14 protein-coding genes are annotated in these 17,056 nt (G+C 43.9%); 1 reads left to right on the top strand and 13 read right to left on the bottom strand.

The genetic code is table 11. The features are described 5' to 3' along the window. Window positions 1-2: 2 nt before the first annotated feature. The 13 genes from pknB to H7F25_RS06420 form a co-directional block, all read right to left on the bottom strand. A complete protein-coding gene (pknB, locus tag H7F25_RS06480) occupies window positions 3-1,958 on the bottom strand; it encodes a Stk1 family PASTA domain-containing Ser/Thr kinase (protein WP_024426959.1) in 1,956 nt (651 codons plus the stop codon). Then, a complete protein-coding gene (locus H7F25_RS06475; protein WP_029706534.1) occupies window positions 1,952-2,722 on the bottom strand; it encodes a Stp1/IreP family PP2C-type Ser/Thr phosphatase in 771 nt (256 codons plus the stop codon). Before H7F25_RS06475 ends, pknB begins: the two co-directional genes overlap by 7 nt. Window positions 2,723-2,725: 3 nt before the next feature. Continuing rightward, window positions 2,726-3,808, bottom strand: a complete 1,083-nt coding sequence (gene rlmN, locus H7F25_RS06470; RefSeq protein WP_149126672.1) for a dual-specificity RNA methyltransferase RlmN — start codon at window positions 3,806-3,808, stop codon at window positions 2,726-2,728. A 3-nt stretch (window positions 3,809-3,811) separates the two neighbouring features. Beyond that, entirely contained in the window at window positions 3,812-5,155 is a 1,344-nt protein-coding gene (gene rsmB / locus H7F25_RS06465) for a 16S rRNA (cytosine(967)-C(5))-methyltransferase RsmB (RefSeq protein WP_149126673.1), read from the bottom strand. Then, entirely contained in the window at window positions 5,142-6,095 is a 954-nt protein-coding gene (gene fmt, locus H7F25_RS06460; RefSeq protein ID WP_087975456.1) for a methionyl-tRNA formyltransferase, read from the bottom strand. Before fmt ends, rsmB begins: the two co-directional genes overlap by 14 nt. 5 nt (window positions 6,096-6,100) lie before the next feature. Further along, entirely contained in the window at window positions 6,101-6,583 is a 483-nt protein-coding gene (def, locus tag H7F25_RS06455) for a peptide deformylase (protein WP_025092560.1), read from the bottom strand. Between the two features lie 15 nt (window positions 6,584-6,598). Then, window positions 6,599-9,007 carry a primosomal protein N' gene (priA, locus tag H7F25_RS06450; RefSeq protein WP_185854398.1) on the bottom strand — a complete coding sequence of 803 codons (2,409 nt, stop codon included), beginning with the start codon at window positions 9,005-9,007 and terminating at the stop codon, window positions 6,599-6,601. Further along, window positions 9,004-10,221 carry a bifunctional phosphopantothenoylcysteine decarboxylase/phosphopantothenate--cysteine ligase CoaBC gene (gene coaBC / locus H7F25_RS06445; RefSeq protein ID WP_185854397.1) on the bottom strand — a complete coding sequence of 406 codons (1,218 nt, stop codon included), beginning with the start codon at window positions 10,219-10,221 and terminating at the stop codon, window positions 9,004-9,006. Before coaBC ends, priA begins: the two co-directional genes overlap by 4 nt. A gap of 117 nt (window positions 10,222-10,338) precedes the next feature. Continuing rightward, window positions 10,339-10,542, bottom strand: a complete 204-nt coding sequence (gene rpoZ / locus H7F25_RS06440; protein WP_003211647.1) for a DNA-directed RNA polymerase subunit omega — start codon at window positions 10,540-10,542, stop codon at window positions 10,339-10,341. Window positions 10,543-10,545: 3 nt separating this feature from the next. Beyond that, window positions 10,546-11,160, bottom strand: a complete 615-nt coding sequence (gene gmk / locus H7F25_RS06435; RefSeq protein WP_024424214.1) for a guanylate kinase — start codon at window positions 11,158-11,160, stop codon at window positions 10,546-10,548. 9 nt (window positions 11,161-11,169) lie between these two features. Then, window positions 11,170-11,439: an extracellular matrix/biofilm regulator RemA gene (remA, locus tag H7F25_RS06430; protein ID WP_008344898.1), complete on the bottom strand. Its 270-nt coding sequence runs from the start codon at window positions 11,437-11,439 to the stop codon at window positions 11,170-11,172. Window positions 11,440-11,515: 76 nt separating this feature from the next. Further along, window positions 11,516-12,391 (bottom strand): YicC/YloC family endoribonuclease, encoded by an 876-nt coding sequence (locus H7F25_RS06425; protein WP_073205149.1) that lies wholly within the window; start codon window positions 12,389-12,391, stop codon window positions 11,516-11,518. A gap of 83 nt (window positions 12,392-12,474) precedes the next feature. Continuing rightward, window positions 12,475-15,150, bottom strand: coding sequence for a calcium-translocating P-type ATPase, SERCA-type (locus H7F25_RS06420; protein ID WP_073205147.1), 2,676 nt, complete (start codon window positions 15,148-15,150; stop codon window positions 12,475-12,477). Window positions 15,151-15,314: 164 nt separating this feature from the next. Here H7F25_RS06420 and H7F25_RS06415 point away from each other — a divergent pair, with 164 nt between their 5' ends. Continuing rightward, complete coding sequence (locus H7F25_RS06415; RefSeq protein ID WP_024426952.1) at window positions 15,315-17,024, top strand: Rqc2 family fibronectin-binding protein; 1,710 nt, start codon at window positions 15,315-15,317, stop codon at window positions 17,022-17,024. Window positions 17,025-17,056: the final 32 nt, after the last annotated feature.

Here is a 17,056-nt window from a genome sequence, read left to right as displayed (position 1 = left end):
CTTTATTCATCGTCAGGGTATTCGATTGTTTTAGAGCTTACGACTTTATCATCAACCGTCACTTGATAGTACCCTTTTTGACCTGGTTCAATCTTAAATTTAATGGTCCGTTCAGTTGGTGCAGTGATGTTAAAGGTTTCATATGAATCAGAAATGCTATGCTCAGCATCGTCAATGGAAATCTGAACGGTCATCTCTTGCCCTTCAGTGACTGGCTCATACGGGATGGCAATCTTCTCAGTTACCGTTTTAGCCGGTTTTTTCTTCGGTCCGAGTGAGAAGGTGATCTTAACCGTATCCCCTGGTTTCACAGCAGTACCTGCTCCTGGCTCCTGCTTCATGACCTCACCTTTTGGTACATCATCAGAATACGCTTCTTTTTCATCAAGCTTTAATCCGTTATCCTCTAAATAATTCGATGCAGCCTGTTTACTATATGTCGTTAAATCCCGCAAAGTAATATCGGCAGGACCTATGCTGACCGTCAACGTCACTTCTTCATCTGCTGCCACAAGCTCAGTACTCGCTGAAGGTTTCTGTTCCATGACAATCCCAGATTCGGTGTCATTATCATTTACTTCCTCTACAACAACTTGCTTAAACCCTTTTTTCTCTAATAATTCTTTTGCTTTATCGACCTTTTCACCTGTTACATCAGGTAATTCGGTCTTTTCTTTGCCAGTACTTTGGTAAAGCTGAATCTCGGTTCCTTCTTTTACCTTTGTGCCGATTTTCGGGTCTGTTTTGACGACAAGCCCTTTTTCAATTTTTTCATCAGCGATCTCAATTGGTTCAGAGGCAACGGTAAAGCCGGCTTTCTTCAAGGTGTCCTCTGCTTTTTCAATCGTCATGCCAGATACATCAGAGACCTCAACATCTTTTGGAAAGAGCAGTCCGGGAAACACAGTGATGGCTAAAATGGTCGCAGCAGTTAGAATAAACAGGATGGATGCCACAACCCAAGGCCATTTTTTTCGTTTCTTTTTCGGCTTTTGTTTCTCTTTTTTCTTCGGTTTTTGCACCGGATGGACAGCTGTTTTTTCATTGTCTTGATCGACTTGATGATCTTGAATGATTGGGATCGCTTTCGTTGCTTCATGATCCTCTTCAATGACAAAGCGTTTTTCTTTTAGTCTTGAAGGGTCGAAAGCAGTTTGCAGATCTTTTTGCATTTCAGATGCATCTTCATATCGATAAAATGGATCTTTGGCCATTGCCTTTAAAATGATGTTTTCCACGCTTTGTGGAACAGAAGGATTCCACCTTCTTACAGATGGCGGCTCTGATTGCAAATGCTTCAGCGCAACACTGACAGCTGATTCCCCTTCAAATGGCATGCGTCCAGAAATGAGTTCATAGAGCACAATTCCAAGTGAATAGATGTCTGACTTTTTCGTCGCAAGACCTCCGCGGGCTTGCTCTGGAGACAAATAGTGCACCGATCCTAGAACCGAATTTGTGTGGGTGATGGTCGCTGAGCTGAGTGCAATGGCAATCCCAAAATCAGTGACTTTAATATTCCCCATGTTGTCTATTAATATATTGTGAGGCTTAATGTCCCGGTGGACGAGCTGCTTTGCATGGGCTTCTTCCATTGCCGCAACCACTTGCTCCATAATGCGAACGGCTTCTTTCGGATGAAGCGGGCCATTGGCATGTATGTATTCTTTCAGCGTCATCCCCTCGACATATTCCATGACAATATAATAAATGTCATCTTCTTCCCCTACATCGTAGATGCTGACAATATTTGAATGATCTAAACTTGCGGCTGACTGCGCCTCGCGCCGGAAACGTCTAATAAAATCATCATCGCTTGCAAAGTCAAAGCGCAAAATTTTAATCGCGACTTCGCGATCTAAAATCATATCCTCCGCCAAATAAACGTTTGCCATTCCGCCTCCGCCTATGACGCGAAGAATCTGATAACGGCCGCTGATCCGTTTTCCGATCAACACTTGCTGTCACCCTCCTCTGGCTGGGAGGAGATTTCTAACAATACTGCTGTAATGTTATCTTCACCGCCGTTGTCATTCGCTGTTTGGATTAATGCTGTTACTTTTTCATCTGGTGCGGTCGTTTGGTTTAAAATATGAATCAAATTCTCTTCTTCTACTTTATTTGATAAACCATCTGAGCAAAGCAGGATTTGATCTCCTGGGTCCACTTCAAAGGTATGTGCATCGATTTGAACGTGTTTATCTGTTCCTAATGCTTTCGTAAGCACATTTTTTCTTGGATGATATTCTGCATCCTCTTTAGAAATTTCACCTGTTTTCACAAGCTCATTTACAAGTGAATGGTCATCTGTTAGCTGGGTCAGTGCTCCTTCTCTTAGCAAGTAGCAGCGGCTGTCGCCAATATGGGCAATTGTGACCGTTTGCAAATGAACGAGCGCACAAACAATGGTTGTCCCCATTCCTTGGCACTCCTCATTGTTTTTCGCATGTTCATATACTTGATCATTAATGTCACTTATTTTTGAGATTAACCAGCTTTCTTGCTCTGCTGGTTTTGCTGGAATTGAAGATGTTTCTTCCCAGTATTCTTTTAAAGAAGAGACGGCCATCCTGCTGGCGACATCACCAGCAAGATGACCTCCCATTCCATCTGCTACAACAGCTAGAAGGGTGTCTTCTTTTGCTTCAAAAATACCTGCATCATCTTCATTATGCTGACGGACTTTTCCTGTATCGGTTTGAAAGGCTGCCCTTATCAACATTCGTCACCTCGTCTCTTCCTGACGCTCCTTCGCTCTTAGCTGACCGCAAGCAGCATCAATGTCATGGCCTTGCTCTCGTCTAATTGTTACGTTTACGCCGCGTTCTTTCAGCGTTTTTTCAAATAGGAAGATTTGTTCTCTCGGTGTTCTTACATAATCCCTTTCCGGTACATAGTTCACCGGAATGAGGTTCACGTGGCACTTGATTCCTTTTAATAAGTCTGCAAGCTCTTCTGCATGATGCACTTGATCATTTACTCCGCCAAACAGGCCGTATTCAAAGCTGACACGTCTACCCGTTTTTTGAATGTAGTATTCAATGGCTTCCATTAATTTCGGCAGCTTATATGCTTTATTGATCGGCATCAGACGGCTTCTGATCTCTGTGTTCGGTGCATGCAGAGAGACAGCAAAATTGATTTGCATTTGCTCATCAGCGAATTGATAGATCTTTGGAATGATTCCGCTTGTCGACACTGTAATATGACGCGCGCCAATGTTTAAGCCGTTGTCATGGTTGATGATTTTAAGGAAGGCAAGCATTTCGTCAAAGTTATCAAACGGTTCGCCAATTCCCATGATGACAACCGAGCTGACTCTCTCATCTGTTTCGTCAAGTGCCTGCTGCACTTTCAATACTTGAGCAACGATTTCTCCTGCTTCAAGGTTTCGTTTTAACCCGCCAAGTGTAGATGCACAGAATGTACAGCCGATTCGGCAGCCAACCTGAGTTGTGACACAGACAGAGTTGCCGTATTCGTGGCGCATCAGTACTGTTTCAATCGTATAGCCATCATGTAATTCAAATAAAAACTTGATCGTTCCGTCTTGAGACGTTTGTTTGATCACAGTTTTTAATGTGGTGATCGCAAATTGATTTTTTAATTTTTCTCTTAATTCCTTTGAAAGGTTAGACATATCGTCAAAGGATGTCACACGTTTCTCATAAAGCCACTCGAAAATTTGGGCTGCGCGGAAAGGCTTTTCGCCTTGTTCTTTTAACCATTCTTTCATTTCGTGAAGCTCAAATGAGTAGATCGACGGCATTTCTGTCTTCAGTTCTTTTCTTACTTTTTGTTCTGTCATTTTTTATCCCTTCTTTCTCATGCTGCAAATAAAGAAACCATCTGTTCCGAAATAATGAGGAAGGATTTGTACACTTCCGTTTTGAACAAACGGAGCAACCTGCTCAGGCAGCCGTTCATTAAGAGATAGATCGGGTTCGAAGTCTTGGTGTTCTTGTAAAAACGCATGAATCACTTGTTGATTTTCTGTTGGGTCCATTGTACATGTACTGTATACAAGGGTTCCGCCCGGTTTTAAAAGCGGGGCCGCTTCCTTTAAAATGGCCTGCTGGATAGCTGCAAGCCTTGCTGAGTCTTCTTGTGACTTTGTATATTTCATATCTGGTTTGCGTCTAATGACGCCAAAACCGGAACACGGTGCATCAATGAGAATACGGTCAAACGAAGCTTCGCTGTAATAGTCTGCCGCTTTCCTTGCATCAAGTGCTTTTGCCTCAATGTGAGTAAGGTTCAGACGTTTTGCTGCTTGTTTGATGAGTTTCACTTTGTGTTCATGTAAATCAAGAGAAACAATTTTGCCCTCATCGTTCATACGTTCTGCAATATGTGTTGATTTTCCGCCAGGAGCCGCACAGGCGTCAAGCACCGTTTCTCCCGGCTGTGGGTCGAGCGCTCTTGCGACAAGCATCGAGCTTTCATCTTGTATCGTCACATAGCCTTCTTGAAAAGAAGGGGTTGAGACGATGGACCCTTTCATGAGCTTAAGTGCATCTTCAGATAAGTCGCCAAGCTCCGTTTCAATGCCTGCATCCATTAGTTTTTGCTGCAGTGCCATGCGGTCAGTTTTCATTCGATTGACACGAAGGGTTTGCTTTGGCGGAACTAAATGAATGCGGCACATGCTTTCTGCCGCTTCAAACCCGTACGCCTGAACCCACTCCTGCACAAGCCATAATGGGTGGCTTGTCTCAATGGACAGCCGCTTTACGGGATCTTTGATCGCATCAAATGACGGAACGCCTTCTCTTTGCACGGAACGAAGAACACCGTTCACAAGTGAAGAAATGCCTTTGTGCCCGCGCTTTTTCGTTAGCTCGACAGCTTCATGAATGGCTGCACGATCTGGTATTTTTTCAAGATACACCATTTGATAAAGAGACATCCGCAAAAGCTGCATCACCCATGGAGCGACCTTTTGCGGTTTTTTCACAAAGGGCATCAGCATATAATCTAATGCCAGCTTATTTTGCAGTGTACCATATACAAGCTCTGTTAACAGCGGTTTGTCCTGATCAGCTAAGTCTTTATCTTTCATGACTGACTGCAACAGCAAATTACTGTAAGCTTGATTTTGTTCGAGTTTGATTAAAGCGTCCAGCGCTACTTCTCTCACATTACTTTTCTTCATTCATTAGCCCTAATTTCTGTCCAATTTCGATATTTGCGCCTCTTAAGAAGTCTTCGCCGCTCATTTTTTTCTTACCAGCTGGCTGCACACCTGTTAATAAAAGGCCTTGCTCATTACCCGTTGCAATGACCGGACCTTCTTTTTGAAGCTCAATCACTTTCCCAGGTTCTTCTTGCGCTTGAAGCGGAACCTTTTTCGCTTCCCATACTTTTAGATGAGCGCCGTTCCATTCAGTATAGGCAACTGGCCAAGGATTTAGCCCGCGAACTTGGTTGTAAAGCTCTTCACCGGTTTTTGTCCAGTCTAATCTTTCTTGCTCCCGCTTAATATTTGGTGCGTATGTGGCCGCTTCTTCATTTTGCGGAATTGGAGAAATAGACCCGCTTAGAACATTTGGCACCGTATCTTTTAGCAGCGCGGCACCAGCTGCACTTAATTTATCATGCAATGTTCCGACATTGTCTAATTCATCGATTTCTACTTCTACTTTACTGATCATGTCACCTGCATCAAGTCTTTCCACCATGTACATGATGGTAACGCCTGTTTTCTTTTTGCCTTGAAGGATCGCATAATGGATCGGCGCGCCGCCTCTTAGTTCTGGCAGGAGCGAGGCATGAACATTGATACAGCCAAACTTAGGTTCATCGAGTAATCGCTTTGGTAAGATTTGTCCAAATGCCGCTGTGACGATTAAATCCGGCTGTAATGCAAGCACCTTATCAATTTCTTCATCAAGGCGCACCTTTTCAGGCTGCAACACAGGAATGCCGTGCTTTAAGGCTTCCACTTTTACAGGAGGCGGTGTGAGCACTCGTTTTCTTCCTTTTGGGCGGTCTGGCTGCGTGACAACCCCTACCACTTCGTATCCTTCTGTTATCAGTGTTTGCAGCACAGGTACTGAGAAATCAGGGGTTCCCATAAATACGATACGTGCCATTTTCTTCACCCTTCCATTTCCGCAAGTTCTTTTTCTGTATACGTTTCAATGATTTTTGACGTAAATAAAATGCCGTCTAAATGATCAATTTCGTGCAATAAAGCTCTTGCTAAAAATCCGTCTGCTTCTATTGTAAATGGTTTACCTTTCTTATCAAAGGCTTTTACCTTCACATAGTTCGGTCTCTCTACAGTGCCGTATAAAGATGGAAAGCTCAGGCAGCCTTCAATATCTGTCTGGCTTCCTTCTACTTCAAGCACCTCGGGGTTCACTAAGTCAATTCTGCCAGATTCTTCTCCGATATCTACAACAGCGATTCTTTTTGAAATACCGATTTGTGGTGCTGCTAGTCCAACTCCATCCAGCTCAAGCATTGTATCATACATATCATCCAGCAGTTTTTTAAGCTTTTTATCGAACGTCTCGACGCGCTCTGTCTTTTGTTCAAGCACTTCTGCCGGATGTATGACTATTGGTTTTACTGCCACTTACAGCCCTCCGTTTTACATCATCATATATGGATTCATATCTATTGAAATCATCAATTGTTTTTGTTCCATTTCCTTTTGATAATGGTCTTGTATTTTCCGTAGTAAACTTGCCAGTTCATTTTCCCTTTTGTATTTTATCACGCATTGATACCGATATCTATCTTTGATCTTAGCGATTGGCGATGCCGCTGGACCAAGGATTCGAGTATTCGGTGCACAGTTCATTTTTAGGAACTGGACAATTTGGTCAGTAACATGCGCTGCCTTCGTCACTTCTTCGTGTGACACTGTCACCATCGCCAAAAAGTAATAAGGCGGATAGGACTGGTGGCGGCGATGCAGCATCTCCTGTTCATAAAAGGCTTCGTAGTCATGCTGCTTCGTTAATTCAATACTATAGTGAGAAGGTGTATACGATTGAATAATAACCGAGCCCGCTTTTTCATGGCGCCCTGCCCTGCCGCTGACCTGCGTGAGAAGCTGAAATGTTTTTTCACTTGAACGAAAATCAGGGATGTGAAGGGATGTATCCGCACTGAGAACACCAACAAGTGTGACATCTGGGAAATCCAGCCCCTTTGCAATCATCTGCGTCCCGAGCAAAATGTCCGCTTCTTTATTGCCAAAAGACGTAAGAAGCTTTTCGTGAGCACCTTTACGAGACGTTGTATCCACATCCATTCGGATCACACGCGCCTCAGGCAACACCTTTGTCAGTTCCTCTTCTACTCGCTGCGTGCCAGTCCCAAAGTAGCGAATATGCTCACTGTGACATTCTGGACATTCAGAAGGTACTGGAGCTTCGTGACCACAATAATGGCACTTCAGCCGTTTTTGATAGCGGTGATAGGTGAGAGAAATTTCGCAATGAGGACATTGCTCCACATATCCGCAATCACGGCACATCACAAAAGATGAATAGCCTCTTTTGTTCAGAAATAAAACGGCTTGTTCTTTTCTTTCAAGCACTTCCTTTAACCTGATCATTAATTCTTCTGAGAACATGGAGCGGTTGCCATTTCTTAATTCTTCTCTCATATCAATTAACGAAACGTGCGGCAGCTGCTGCTGGTTGACGCGGTGCTTGAGCGACAGCAATGTATAAACGCCTTTTTTCGCACGTGCATAGGTTTCAAGTGAAGGTGTTGCACTGCCTAATACGACTGGACATTGATGCCGCACTGCTCGTTCAATGGCGACATCCTTGGCATGGTAACGAGGCATTTCTTCTTGTTTATAAGAGGATTCGTGCTCTTCATCTATAATAATCATGCCTAAGTTTTCAAATGGTGCGAAAACAGCAGATCTTGCGCCAACGACTAGTTTGACTTCCTTGCGATGGATTTTCCGCCATTCATCATATTTTTCTCCTGTCGATAAGCCGCTGTGAAGAACGGCTACATTTGAGCCAAATCGTTCTTTAAATCGCTGCACCATTTGAGGGGTTAACGAGATTTCAGGAACTAAAACGATCGCTTCTTTTCCTTTTTGAAGAACATGATCAATTGTCTGCAAGTAAATCTCCGTTTTGCCGCTTCCTGTCACTCCGTGCAGCAAAAAGGTTTCGTGCTGGTCCTCACTGACTGCTTGATGAATATGTTTTGCCGCCTCTGTTTGCTCAGGCGTGAGATCAAGTGATGCAGATGGTGTAAACTCCCGATCACGGTAAGGATCCCGGTAAACCTCTTCATAGTTTTCTGTTAACAGCCCTTCTTGAATAAAGGTTTTAAGCGTTTGAGAACTCGCGCCTGTTTGCTGCTGCAAGTCTTTCGCTAAAAAGGTTGTCTCTCCCGCTTGAAGCAAGTAAAAGATCAGTGCCTTTTGTTTTACCGCATTTTTCTTTAGCTGCTGCTGCTTTTCTTCAAGTTTTTCTTTCGATACAGCCAACTGGAGCATGCGGACCTTTTTCTTTCCAGATTTTTGCGAGACATGGTATCTCACCTCTAGATGACCTTTTTGGACATGCTTTTGAATCTGTTTTAATTGTTCAGCCGGGATGTCAGCATAAAGAATGCTCTCTCGCTGACCGAAAAGCTCTTTCAATGACTGCGGAAGTTCTTCCTCTGATAGCACCTGTATTTCTTTTTCATACTTTGCCTTCATGGCTGCGGGCAGCATCGATTGAAGTGCCGTAATATGATAGGACAATGTTTTTTCCGTCAGCCAGTGGGAAAGCTCCAGCAGCTCATCTGTCAGAACAGGTGATAAATCAAATAAATCGACTATCTCTTTGATGCTTCCTGTCTTGATGTCTGTTTCCTCTTTGACTTTTGTCACAAACCCTTGAATCTTCCGCGGGCCAAAGGGAACGACCACCCTCATTCCCGCTTTGACGAGATCTTTGAATCGATCTGGTACACGGTAATCAAATGGCCGGTCAATGGCTTTCGTTGTGACATCTACGATGACTTCAGCAATCATGCGCGATCACGCTCTTCTGGAAGCAGCTGTATTGCCTCCTTTAAAATTTCAAAAGCGAGGTCTTTTTTGCTCATCATCGGCAGCTCTTTTTTCGTTCCATCTGCTTTGATGATCGCTGCCACATTGGTATCTGTGCCAAAGCCTGCACCTTCTTTAGTGACGTTATTGGCCACAATCATATCTAGATGCTTGGATTCAATTTTCTTTTTCGCATAATATTCTAAATCCTGCGTTTCAGCTGCAAATCCGATCAGCACTTGATGCTCTTTTCTTTTCCCCAGCTCTTTTAAAATATCTTTTGTCCGGGTGAATTCAATGTCCAGAGCGCCGTCCTGTTTTTTCATTTTATGAGCATATGTCGTGACAGGGGTGTAATCGGCGACAGCTGCTGATTTAATAACAAGATCAGCTTCTCCGTATACATCTAGCGCAGCTTGATACATCTCTTCAGCTGATTCAATGTGCACTACATGCACATGGTCAGGTTCAGTTAAAGAAACAGGTCCAGAAATCAGCGTCACATCTGCCCCCATTTGCTGAGCAGCCTCTGCAATCGCATAGCCCATTTTTCCACTAGAACGGTTTGTAAAGAACCGGACAGGATCGATGACTTCACGAGTAGGACCTGCTGTCACCACAACTTTTTTACCTGAGAGCGGTAAGCTTTTTGGCTCTTCAAAAAAGGCCCGGATGTGTTCCACAATTTTTTCAGGCTCTTCTAGTCGCCCTTTTCCAATGTACCCGCAGGCTAAATAACCTTCACTTGGCTCAATAAACCGGTAGCCGTCTTCATATAATGTGCGAATGTTCCGTTTCACAGCCGGGTGATCGTACATATGCACATTCATCGCTGGTGCGATCCATACAGGCGCTGTTGAAGCAAGCAAAGTCGTCGTGAGCATATCATCTGCAAGTCCAGCGGCCATTTTACCAATCGTATGTGCTGTTGCAGGGGCAACAAGAATGAGATCGGCCCAGTCAGCTACGTCAATATGTGCAATGACTTTTGGATTGTTTTCTTTGAATGTATCTACATATACCTCATGCCGAGACAGTGCTTGGAAGGTAAGCGGAGACACAAACTCACGAGCAGATTCCGTCATAATCACTCTGACATTTGCGCCTGCTTGTACGAGTTTACTAGTAAGTGCTGCTGCTTTATATACGGCAATTCCTCCGCTGACACCGAGCAAAATATTTTTTGACTGTAACATTTGTTTGTCCCCCTTAACGGCCTTTTTCACAAATTCGTCTACAATTCAAAAAAGTCAAAACCAATCATAGTTTTGACTTTTTTGAACGTATCGTATCTGCATTGCAGAAGCGATGTGTTATTCTTGATCCTCTTTTTCAAATGTCAAAAGACCAGCGTCGATTTCTTCTAGTGCTTTGCCTACGAATTTGTAAGACTTTGTGTTTTCAATCTGCTGATCTTGGTGGATCTGCATTTCACGTGCACGGCGTGCAGACACTGTTACAAGTGTATATTTTGAATCAAGTTTGTTCATCAATGAGTCAATTGAAGGATCTAACATGGTTTATTCTACCCCCAGCATTTTTTTATATCTTGGTGCGACTCTGTCTCTGCGCAGGTGTTCTGCAAGGACGATCGCTTTGATTCTTTCACAAGCAAGCTCGACATCATCGTTTTCAACGACATAGTCGTAAGCATCCATCATTTCAATTTCTTCTTTCGCAGCGGCCATTCGGTTTCGAATGAGCTCCTCAGATTCTGTACCGCGAGTAATGATGCGGTTTTGAAGTTCTGAAAGACTAGGCGGTGCAAGGAAAATAAAAAGACCTTCTGGGAATGCTTCTCTTACTTGAAGTGCGCCTTGCACTTCAATTTCAAGGAAAACATCTTTTCCTTCGCTCAATGTCTGTTCTACATAGTCAACAGGCGTGCCGTAGTAATTCCCGACGTACTCTGCCCATTCTAACAGTTTTTTGTTTTCAATCATATGTTCAAATTCTTCCCTGGTTTTAAAGAAATAATCGACACCATTTCTTTCACCTTCACGCGGTTTGCGCGTTGTCACAGAAATAGAGTATTCAAATTTCGTATCTTCCTGGGAGAAAATGGCTTGTCTGACCGTTCCTTTTCCAACTCCCGAAGGTCCAGAGAGAACGATTAAAAGTCCTCTTTCTTTCATAATGGCGTATTACCCCTGCCCTTCATCTATGATTTCTTCTTTTACAGAAAGTCTTTGCGCGACAGTCTCAGGCTGAACGGCAGATAAGATGACATGGTCACTGTCCATAATGACAACAGCACGGGTTCTTCTTCCGTATGTAGCATCTATGAGCATGCCTCGATCTCTTGCGTCTTGTATCATTCGTTTAATCGGTGCTGATTCCGGACTGACGATCGAAATCATCCGATTCGCTGAAATGATGTTTCCAAATCCGATATTGATCAACTTTATGGTCATCTTCTTTCGTCCCCCTGTAATATAAACGTCTCTAGTCTCGCCGAAAGAGACGCACTGTAAACAGCATACACAATGACTATTCTATATTTTGCACTTGTTCTTTTATTTTTTCAATAGCACTTTTCATTTCAACCACCAGCTTTGTTAAATGGTGATGGTTCGCTTTTGATCCAATGGTGTTCACTTCACGGTTGAGCTCCTGTACAAGGAAGTCAAGTTTTCGTCCGGCAGCACCGCCTTGCAGCAAGATTTGCTGGAACTGCTGAAAATGACTTTTTAATCTCGTAATCTCTTCTGTAATGTCACACCGGTCAGCAAAGATAGCAGCCTCAGTTGTCAGTCTGCTTTCGTCAAGCGCTTCTCCGATCCATTCTTGCAATCGCTGGTTCAATCGTTCTTTGTACTGATTCACAACCTCTGGTGCAAAGACTTTGATTTCTTCTGTATAGGCCTCTAGTTCAGAAAGCCTCAGTTCACAGTCTTTTTGAAGCGATGCTCCCTCTTGCTCTCTCATGAAGCAAAGCTCCTTGACAGCAGCCTCGCAAGCTTCCATCAGCAGCTGCTCTAACTGTTCATTTCGGCTGGCTGACTCTTCCACCTGAACGGCAAGCTCCAGCCCCAATAAGTCATGTGCATGCTGAATGCCTGAAATGTGATAGCGTTTCTCGAGGTCTTTTGCGGCTTTCATGTATTCATCAAGCAGCGGCCAGTCGATCTGTAAGGACCGGCTTGCTAGTTTACCGCCTTCAATCGTGACAAACAGCTCAATTCTACCGCGCTGCACGTGACGAAGAATGATCTTTTTTAATGTATCTTCGAAATATAAAAGCGGCCTCGGCAAACGGGCATGAACCTCTTTAAAACGGTGATTGACCGATTTTAGCTCAACTGACACTGTCAGTTCTCCATCCGTTTTACTCGCTTGGCCGAATCCCGTCATACTGCGTATCATGTCAAAACACCCAATTCTTTCATATTAATAAAATGAAAAAGGTAATAGCAGACACTATTACCTCAAAATTATACCATAATCAATTATTTTTTTCTTGTCAAAAGTGATCCTGCCAGTAAAAAAGTTGGCAGTGCAGACATCCCGATGATCAGCAGCCAATCAATCGGTGCAACCGCGACCGTTTTGAAAATCGGCTGAAGCGGCGGGTAATAAATGACCACAAGCATGAGCAAAAGTGATGACAAAACCGCACCGATCAAATAAAGGTTTCCAAATGGATTACGTTCAAAAATGGACCGTTCACTGCGGCAGTCAAATACATGAATGAGCTGCGCCAAAACAAGCGTACTAAATGCGACAGTCTGTGCATATTGCAGGTTGTTTGGATCGCGGTGATACACAAATATAAATGCCAAAAGGGTCGCAAGCCCGATGAGGAATCCTCTTGAGATGACCTTCCAGCCAAGCCCTCTTGCAAAAATGCCCTCTTTCATATTCCGCGGCTTTCTCTTCATGACATCGCCTTCTGGCTTATCCATGCCAAGTGCCATAGCCGGGAGACCATCTGTGACAAGGTTTACCCATAAGATTTGTATAGGAACGAGCGGCAGCGGCAGCGCGAGGAGCATCGCAAACAGCATGACCAAAATTTCCCCGACATTTGATGCCAGCAAATAGCGGACAAACTTACGAATGTTTTCATAAATATTCCGGCCTTCTTTAATGGCGGATTTAATGGTCGCAAAGTTGTCGTCAAGTAAAATAAGAGAAGACGCTTCTTTGGCTACGTCTGTACCAGTGATGCCCATGGAGATGCCGATATCTGCTTGTTTAATGGCTGGCGCATCATTGACCCCGTCACCTGTCATCGCCACAACATGACCATTTTTTTGATAGGCTTTGACAATTCTCAGTTTATGCTCAGGGGAAACCCGGGCAAAGACGTATACATTTTCAGCCGTTTGCTCAAGCTCTTTGTCGCTCATCTGATCAAGTGCTTTTCCGTCGAGCACCTGTCCTTGCTTCGGTAAAAGGCTTAAGTCTTTGGCGATCGCTTTGGCCGTTTCCACGTGGTCGCCTGTAATCATGACCGTTTTAATCCCGGCATCCCGGCACTCTTTAATCGCTCGTCTGACTTCAGGACGCGGTGGATCGATCATGCCCTCTAACCCGATAAATGTTAAATCGGTTTCAGCCTGCTGTACAGAGGTGATTTTGTCTGTCAGACCGACTTTTTTATACGCAATGGCAATGGTTCTAAGCGCCTGTCTTGCTAAGCCTTGAATCGCAGCTTCTGTTTCTTGCCTGTGAGTGGCTGAAAAAGAAGCTGTGCGCCCGCCGTGCATGATATGACTTGAACGGTTCATTAGTACATCCGGCGCACCTTTTGCAATGACATACCGCTCTTTTTGATTCGTTTCAACGACGACTGACATCATCTTTCTTTCTGAATCAAAAGGAAACTCCTCAATGACATGAAATCCAGCTTCGATGAATTGCTCTGTAAAACCCGCTTTACGTGCTGCGGTAAGGAGCGCCCCCTCTGTCGGATCGCCATCAAGTCTCATCTCCCCGTCTTTTTCAACGATGGTCGATGTATTACAAAGCGCCCCGTATAATAACACCTTTTGCAGGCTTGGGTGCTTGTCGGCATGGACGATTTCTCCGTTTAAGGTAAAGTCACCGGATGGCTCGTAGCCTGTGCCAGAAATATTCCACGTTTTCCCCTCTGCCCACACATGGGTGACGGTCATTTTATTTTGCGTCATTGTTCCTGTTTTATCTGAGCAAATGATTGACGCGCAGCCGAGAGTTTCCACCGCCGGGAGCTTTCTGACAATCGATTTCTGTTTGATCATCCGCTGCACCCCTAAGGAAAGTGCGACAGTGACAATCGCCGGCAGTCCTTCTGGAATCGCCGCAACAGCAAGAGATACTCCCGCTAGGAACATATGATACAATTCATGTCCTTGCACAACACCGAGAACCACAACGAGCACTGTTAAAAATAAAGCAGCCACAATCAGAATTTTCCCAAGCTGCTCGAGACGTCTTTGCAGCGGCGTTTCCATATTACCTGCTGCATCCAGCATGCCGGCAATTTGTCCCATTGCCGTATTCATTCCTGTACCAATGACAACCCCTACGCCGCTTCCTCTAGTAACAAGCGTCCCCATAAAGGCCATGTTCGTCAAATCTCCAAGTGAGACATGGCTGCTTGAAAGAGGACTTGCGTGTTTGACAGCTGGGATAGACTCGCCAGTGAGAGCGGACTCCTCAATTTCTAAGCTCTTTGTTTCTAGTAATCTAATATCTGCCCCAATCCGGTCTCCGCTTGAAAATTTCACAATATCCCCTGGCACGAGATGTTTAGACGGGATCTTGACCCATTCATTATTTCTCCTTGCATATACATGCGGAGTTGATAATTCTTTTAACGCTTGAAGGGATTTTTCCGCCCGGCGCTCTTGATAAAAGCCGAGTACACCATTAATCAAAACAATGGCTACAATCGCAACAGCATCAATGTATTCTCCTAAAAAGGCAGAAATGATTGTTGCTGCAAGCAAGATTAACACCATGAAATCTTTAAACTGTGCTAAAAAAATGATCAGAGCCGACGCCTTTTTTCCTTCCTGCAATTCATTTGGCCCGTGTTTTTCAAGCCGCTTTTGTACATCTTTTTCTGACAGTCCGTCACCTATCGATGTATTCATTGTTTTTAATAAATCGGTTTGGTTCAGTTCATGCCAATTCATTTGACCTCGTCCACTCCTCTTTTGTTCTCTCTCATATGCAGTGTTCTATAAGCCAGTTTATTCAGACTCGTCCTAAATCATGCTATAATAATAAGACTGCCTAAAGAACGAGAAAACGGAAGTTCTTTCAGTAGATTTGTGTGAAAGAAGAGGGTGTATCCAACATGTCATTTGACGGCATTTTTACATATGGTATGACAAATGAATTGCAAGAGACATTAACTGGCGGGAGGATTTCTAAAATCCATCAGCCATATAAGCATGAGCTGATTTTTCATATTCGGGCAAACGGGAAAAATCATAAGCTCCTTTTATCGGCTCATCCGAGCTATGCGAGAGTGCAGCTCACTGAGCATCAATACGACAATCCAAGCGAGCCGCCAATGTTTTGTATGCTCCTCAGAAAGCATCTTGAGGGCGGCTTCATTGAACGTTTTGAACAGATTGGATTTGACCGGGTGATCGTGCTTCATGTGAGAAGCCGAAATGAAATTGGTGATGAGCAGACGCGTAAGCTTTACATTGAAATCATGGGACGTCATAGTAATTTCATTCTGGTAGAGGATGGAACGCAGCAGATCATTGATGGTTTGAAACACCTTTCTCCATCTGTGAACAGCTATCGAACGGTGCTTCCTGGTCATGAATACCTTCTGCCGCCTGCGCAGCAAAAATTGAATCCTTTTGACGTGACAAAGGATGATATTTTGAAGCATTTACGCTTTCAAGAAGGAAAGATCGCAAATCAAATTGTCGATACCTTCTCCGGGGTTTCCCCGCTGTTTGCAAAGGAAGTTGTACACCGGGCCGGTCTTGCCAATCAAGAAACGATTCCAAATACACTGCTCGACATGTTCCAGCTCATTCGCATGCATTCTTTTACACCGCAGCTCACAAGAAAAGACGGGAAAGAGTATTTCTATTTATTAGAGCTTCAGCATGTCCATGGCGAGATGAAGACATTCGACTCACTCAGCCAGCTGCTTGACCGCTTTTATTTTGGAAAAGCTGAGAGAGATAGAGTCAAACAGCAGGCAGCGGACCTTGAACGGTTTGTCGTAAATGAAAAAAAGAAAAATGAAAACAAGCTGAAAAAGCTAAAAAGAACCCTTGAAGAATCTCAAGATGCACACAAATATCAGCTCTATGGTGAGCTGTTAACAGCCAATTTATATGCAATTAAAAAAGGGGATAAAGAAGCGACTGTCATCAATTATTACGATGAAGACGGCGGAGAAATCACGATTCCGCTCAAAACAAACAAAACCCCTTCTGAAAATGCCCAGGCATATTTTACAAAATATCAAAAGGCAAAAAATGCTGTAGAAGCTGTAAATGAACAAATTAAGCGGACACATGAAGAAATTGCTTATTTTGAAGAGCTGATTCAGCAGCTGTCCTCTGCTTCACCGAAGGATTTAGAGGAAATGAGAGAAGAGCTTGTTGAAGGAAAATATTTGCGCGCCAAACAAAAGCGTCTCGCTAAAAAGAAAAAACCAGCAGCCATTCAGCTCGAAACGTATGAATCATCCCAAGGCATTCCAATTTTAGTCGGAAAAAACAACAAACAAAACGAGTATTTGACTACAAAGGCAGCTGCTCGAGATGATATTTGGCTGCATACAAAGGATATTCCTGGGTCACATGTCGTCATCCGCCACCAAGCACCTGATGAACAAACGCTGCTTGAAGCGGCTCAAATTGCCGCCTATTTTTCAAAGGCAAAAGAGTCCAGCTCCGTACCTGTCGACTATACAAAAATCCGGCATGTGAAAAAACCAAACGGAGCAAAGCCTGGCTTTGTTACGTATGATCAGCAGCAAACTTTATTTGTCACGCCTGACGAAGATCTTGTGCTCAAGCTGAGAAAATAAATAAAAAAAAGCCGATAAAATCTCCTGTAAGG

Source organism: Bacillus sp. PAMC28571, from assembly GCF_014250435.1.
Taxonomy (GTDB): Bacteria; Bacillota; Bacilli; order Bacillales; family Bacillaceae; genus Bacillus; species Bacillus safensis.
This window is presented reverse-complemented; position numbering and strand designations above follow the sequence as displayed.

What these genes read in the sequence shown, in the direction of transcription:
- H7F25_RS06475 (WP_029706534.1), bottom strand. Translation starts at nt 2,722, where the DNA reads ATGTTGATAAGGGCAGCCTTTCAAACCGATACAGGAAAAGTCCGTCAG.
- rlmN (WP_149126672.1), bottom strand. Translation starts at nt 3,808, where the DNA reads ATGACAGAACAAAAAGTAAGAAAAGAACTGAAGACAGAAATGCCGTCG.
- rsmB (WP_149126673.1), bottom strand. Translation starts at nt 5,155, where the DNA reads ATGAAGAAAAGTAATGTGAGAGAAGTAGCGCTGGACGCTTTAATCAAA.
- fmt (WP_087975456.1), bottom strand. Translation starts at nt 6,095, where the DNA reads ATGGCACGTATCGTATTTATGGGAACCCCTGATTTCTCAGTACCTGTG.
- priA (WP_185854398.1), bottom strand. Translation starts at nt 9,007, where the DNA reads ATGATTGCTGAAGTCATCGTAGATGTCACAACGAAAGCCATTGACCGG.
- coaBC (WP_185854397.1), bottom strand. Translation starts at nt 10,221, where the DNA reads ATGTTACAGTCAAAAAATATTTTGCTCGGTGTCAGCGGAGGAATTGCC.
- rpoZ (WP_003211647.1), bottom strand. Translation starts at nt 10,542, where the DNA reads ATGTTAGATCCTTCAATTGACTCATTGATGAACAAACTTGATTCAAAA.
- gmk (WP_024424214.1), bottom strand. Translation starts at nt 11,160, where the DNA reads ATGAAAGAAAGAGGACTTTTAATCGTTCTCTCTGGACCTTCGGGAGTT.
- remA (WP_008344898.1), bottom strand. Translation starts at nt 11,439, where the DNA reads ATGACCATAAAGTTGATCAATATCGGATTTGGAAACATCATTTCAGCG.
- H7F25_RS06425 (WP_073205149.1), bottom strand. Translation starts at nt 12,391, where the DNA reads ATGATACGCAGTATGACGGGATTCGGCCAAGCGAGTAAAACGGATGGA.
- H7F25_RS06420 (WP_073205147.1), bottom strand. Translation starts at nt 15,150, where the DNA reads ATGAATTGGCATGAACTGAACCAAACCGATTTATTAAAAACAATGAAT.
- H7F25_RS06415 (WP_024426952.1), top strand. Translation starts at nt 15,315, where the DNA reads ATGTCATTTGACGGCATTTTTACATATGGTATGACAAATGAATTGCAA.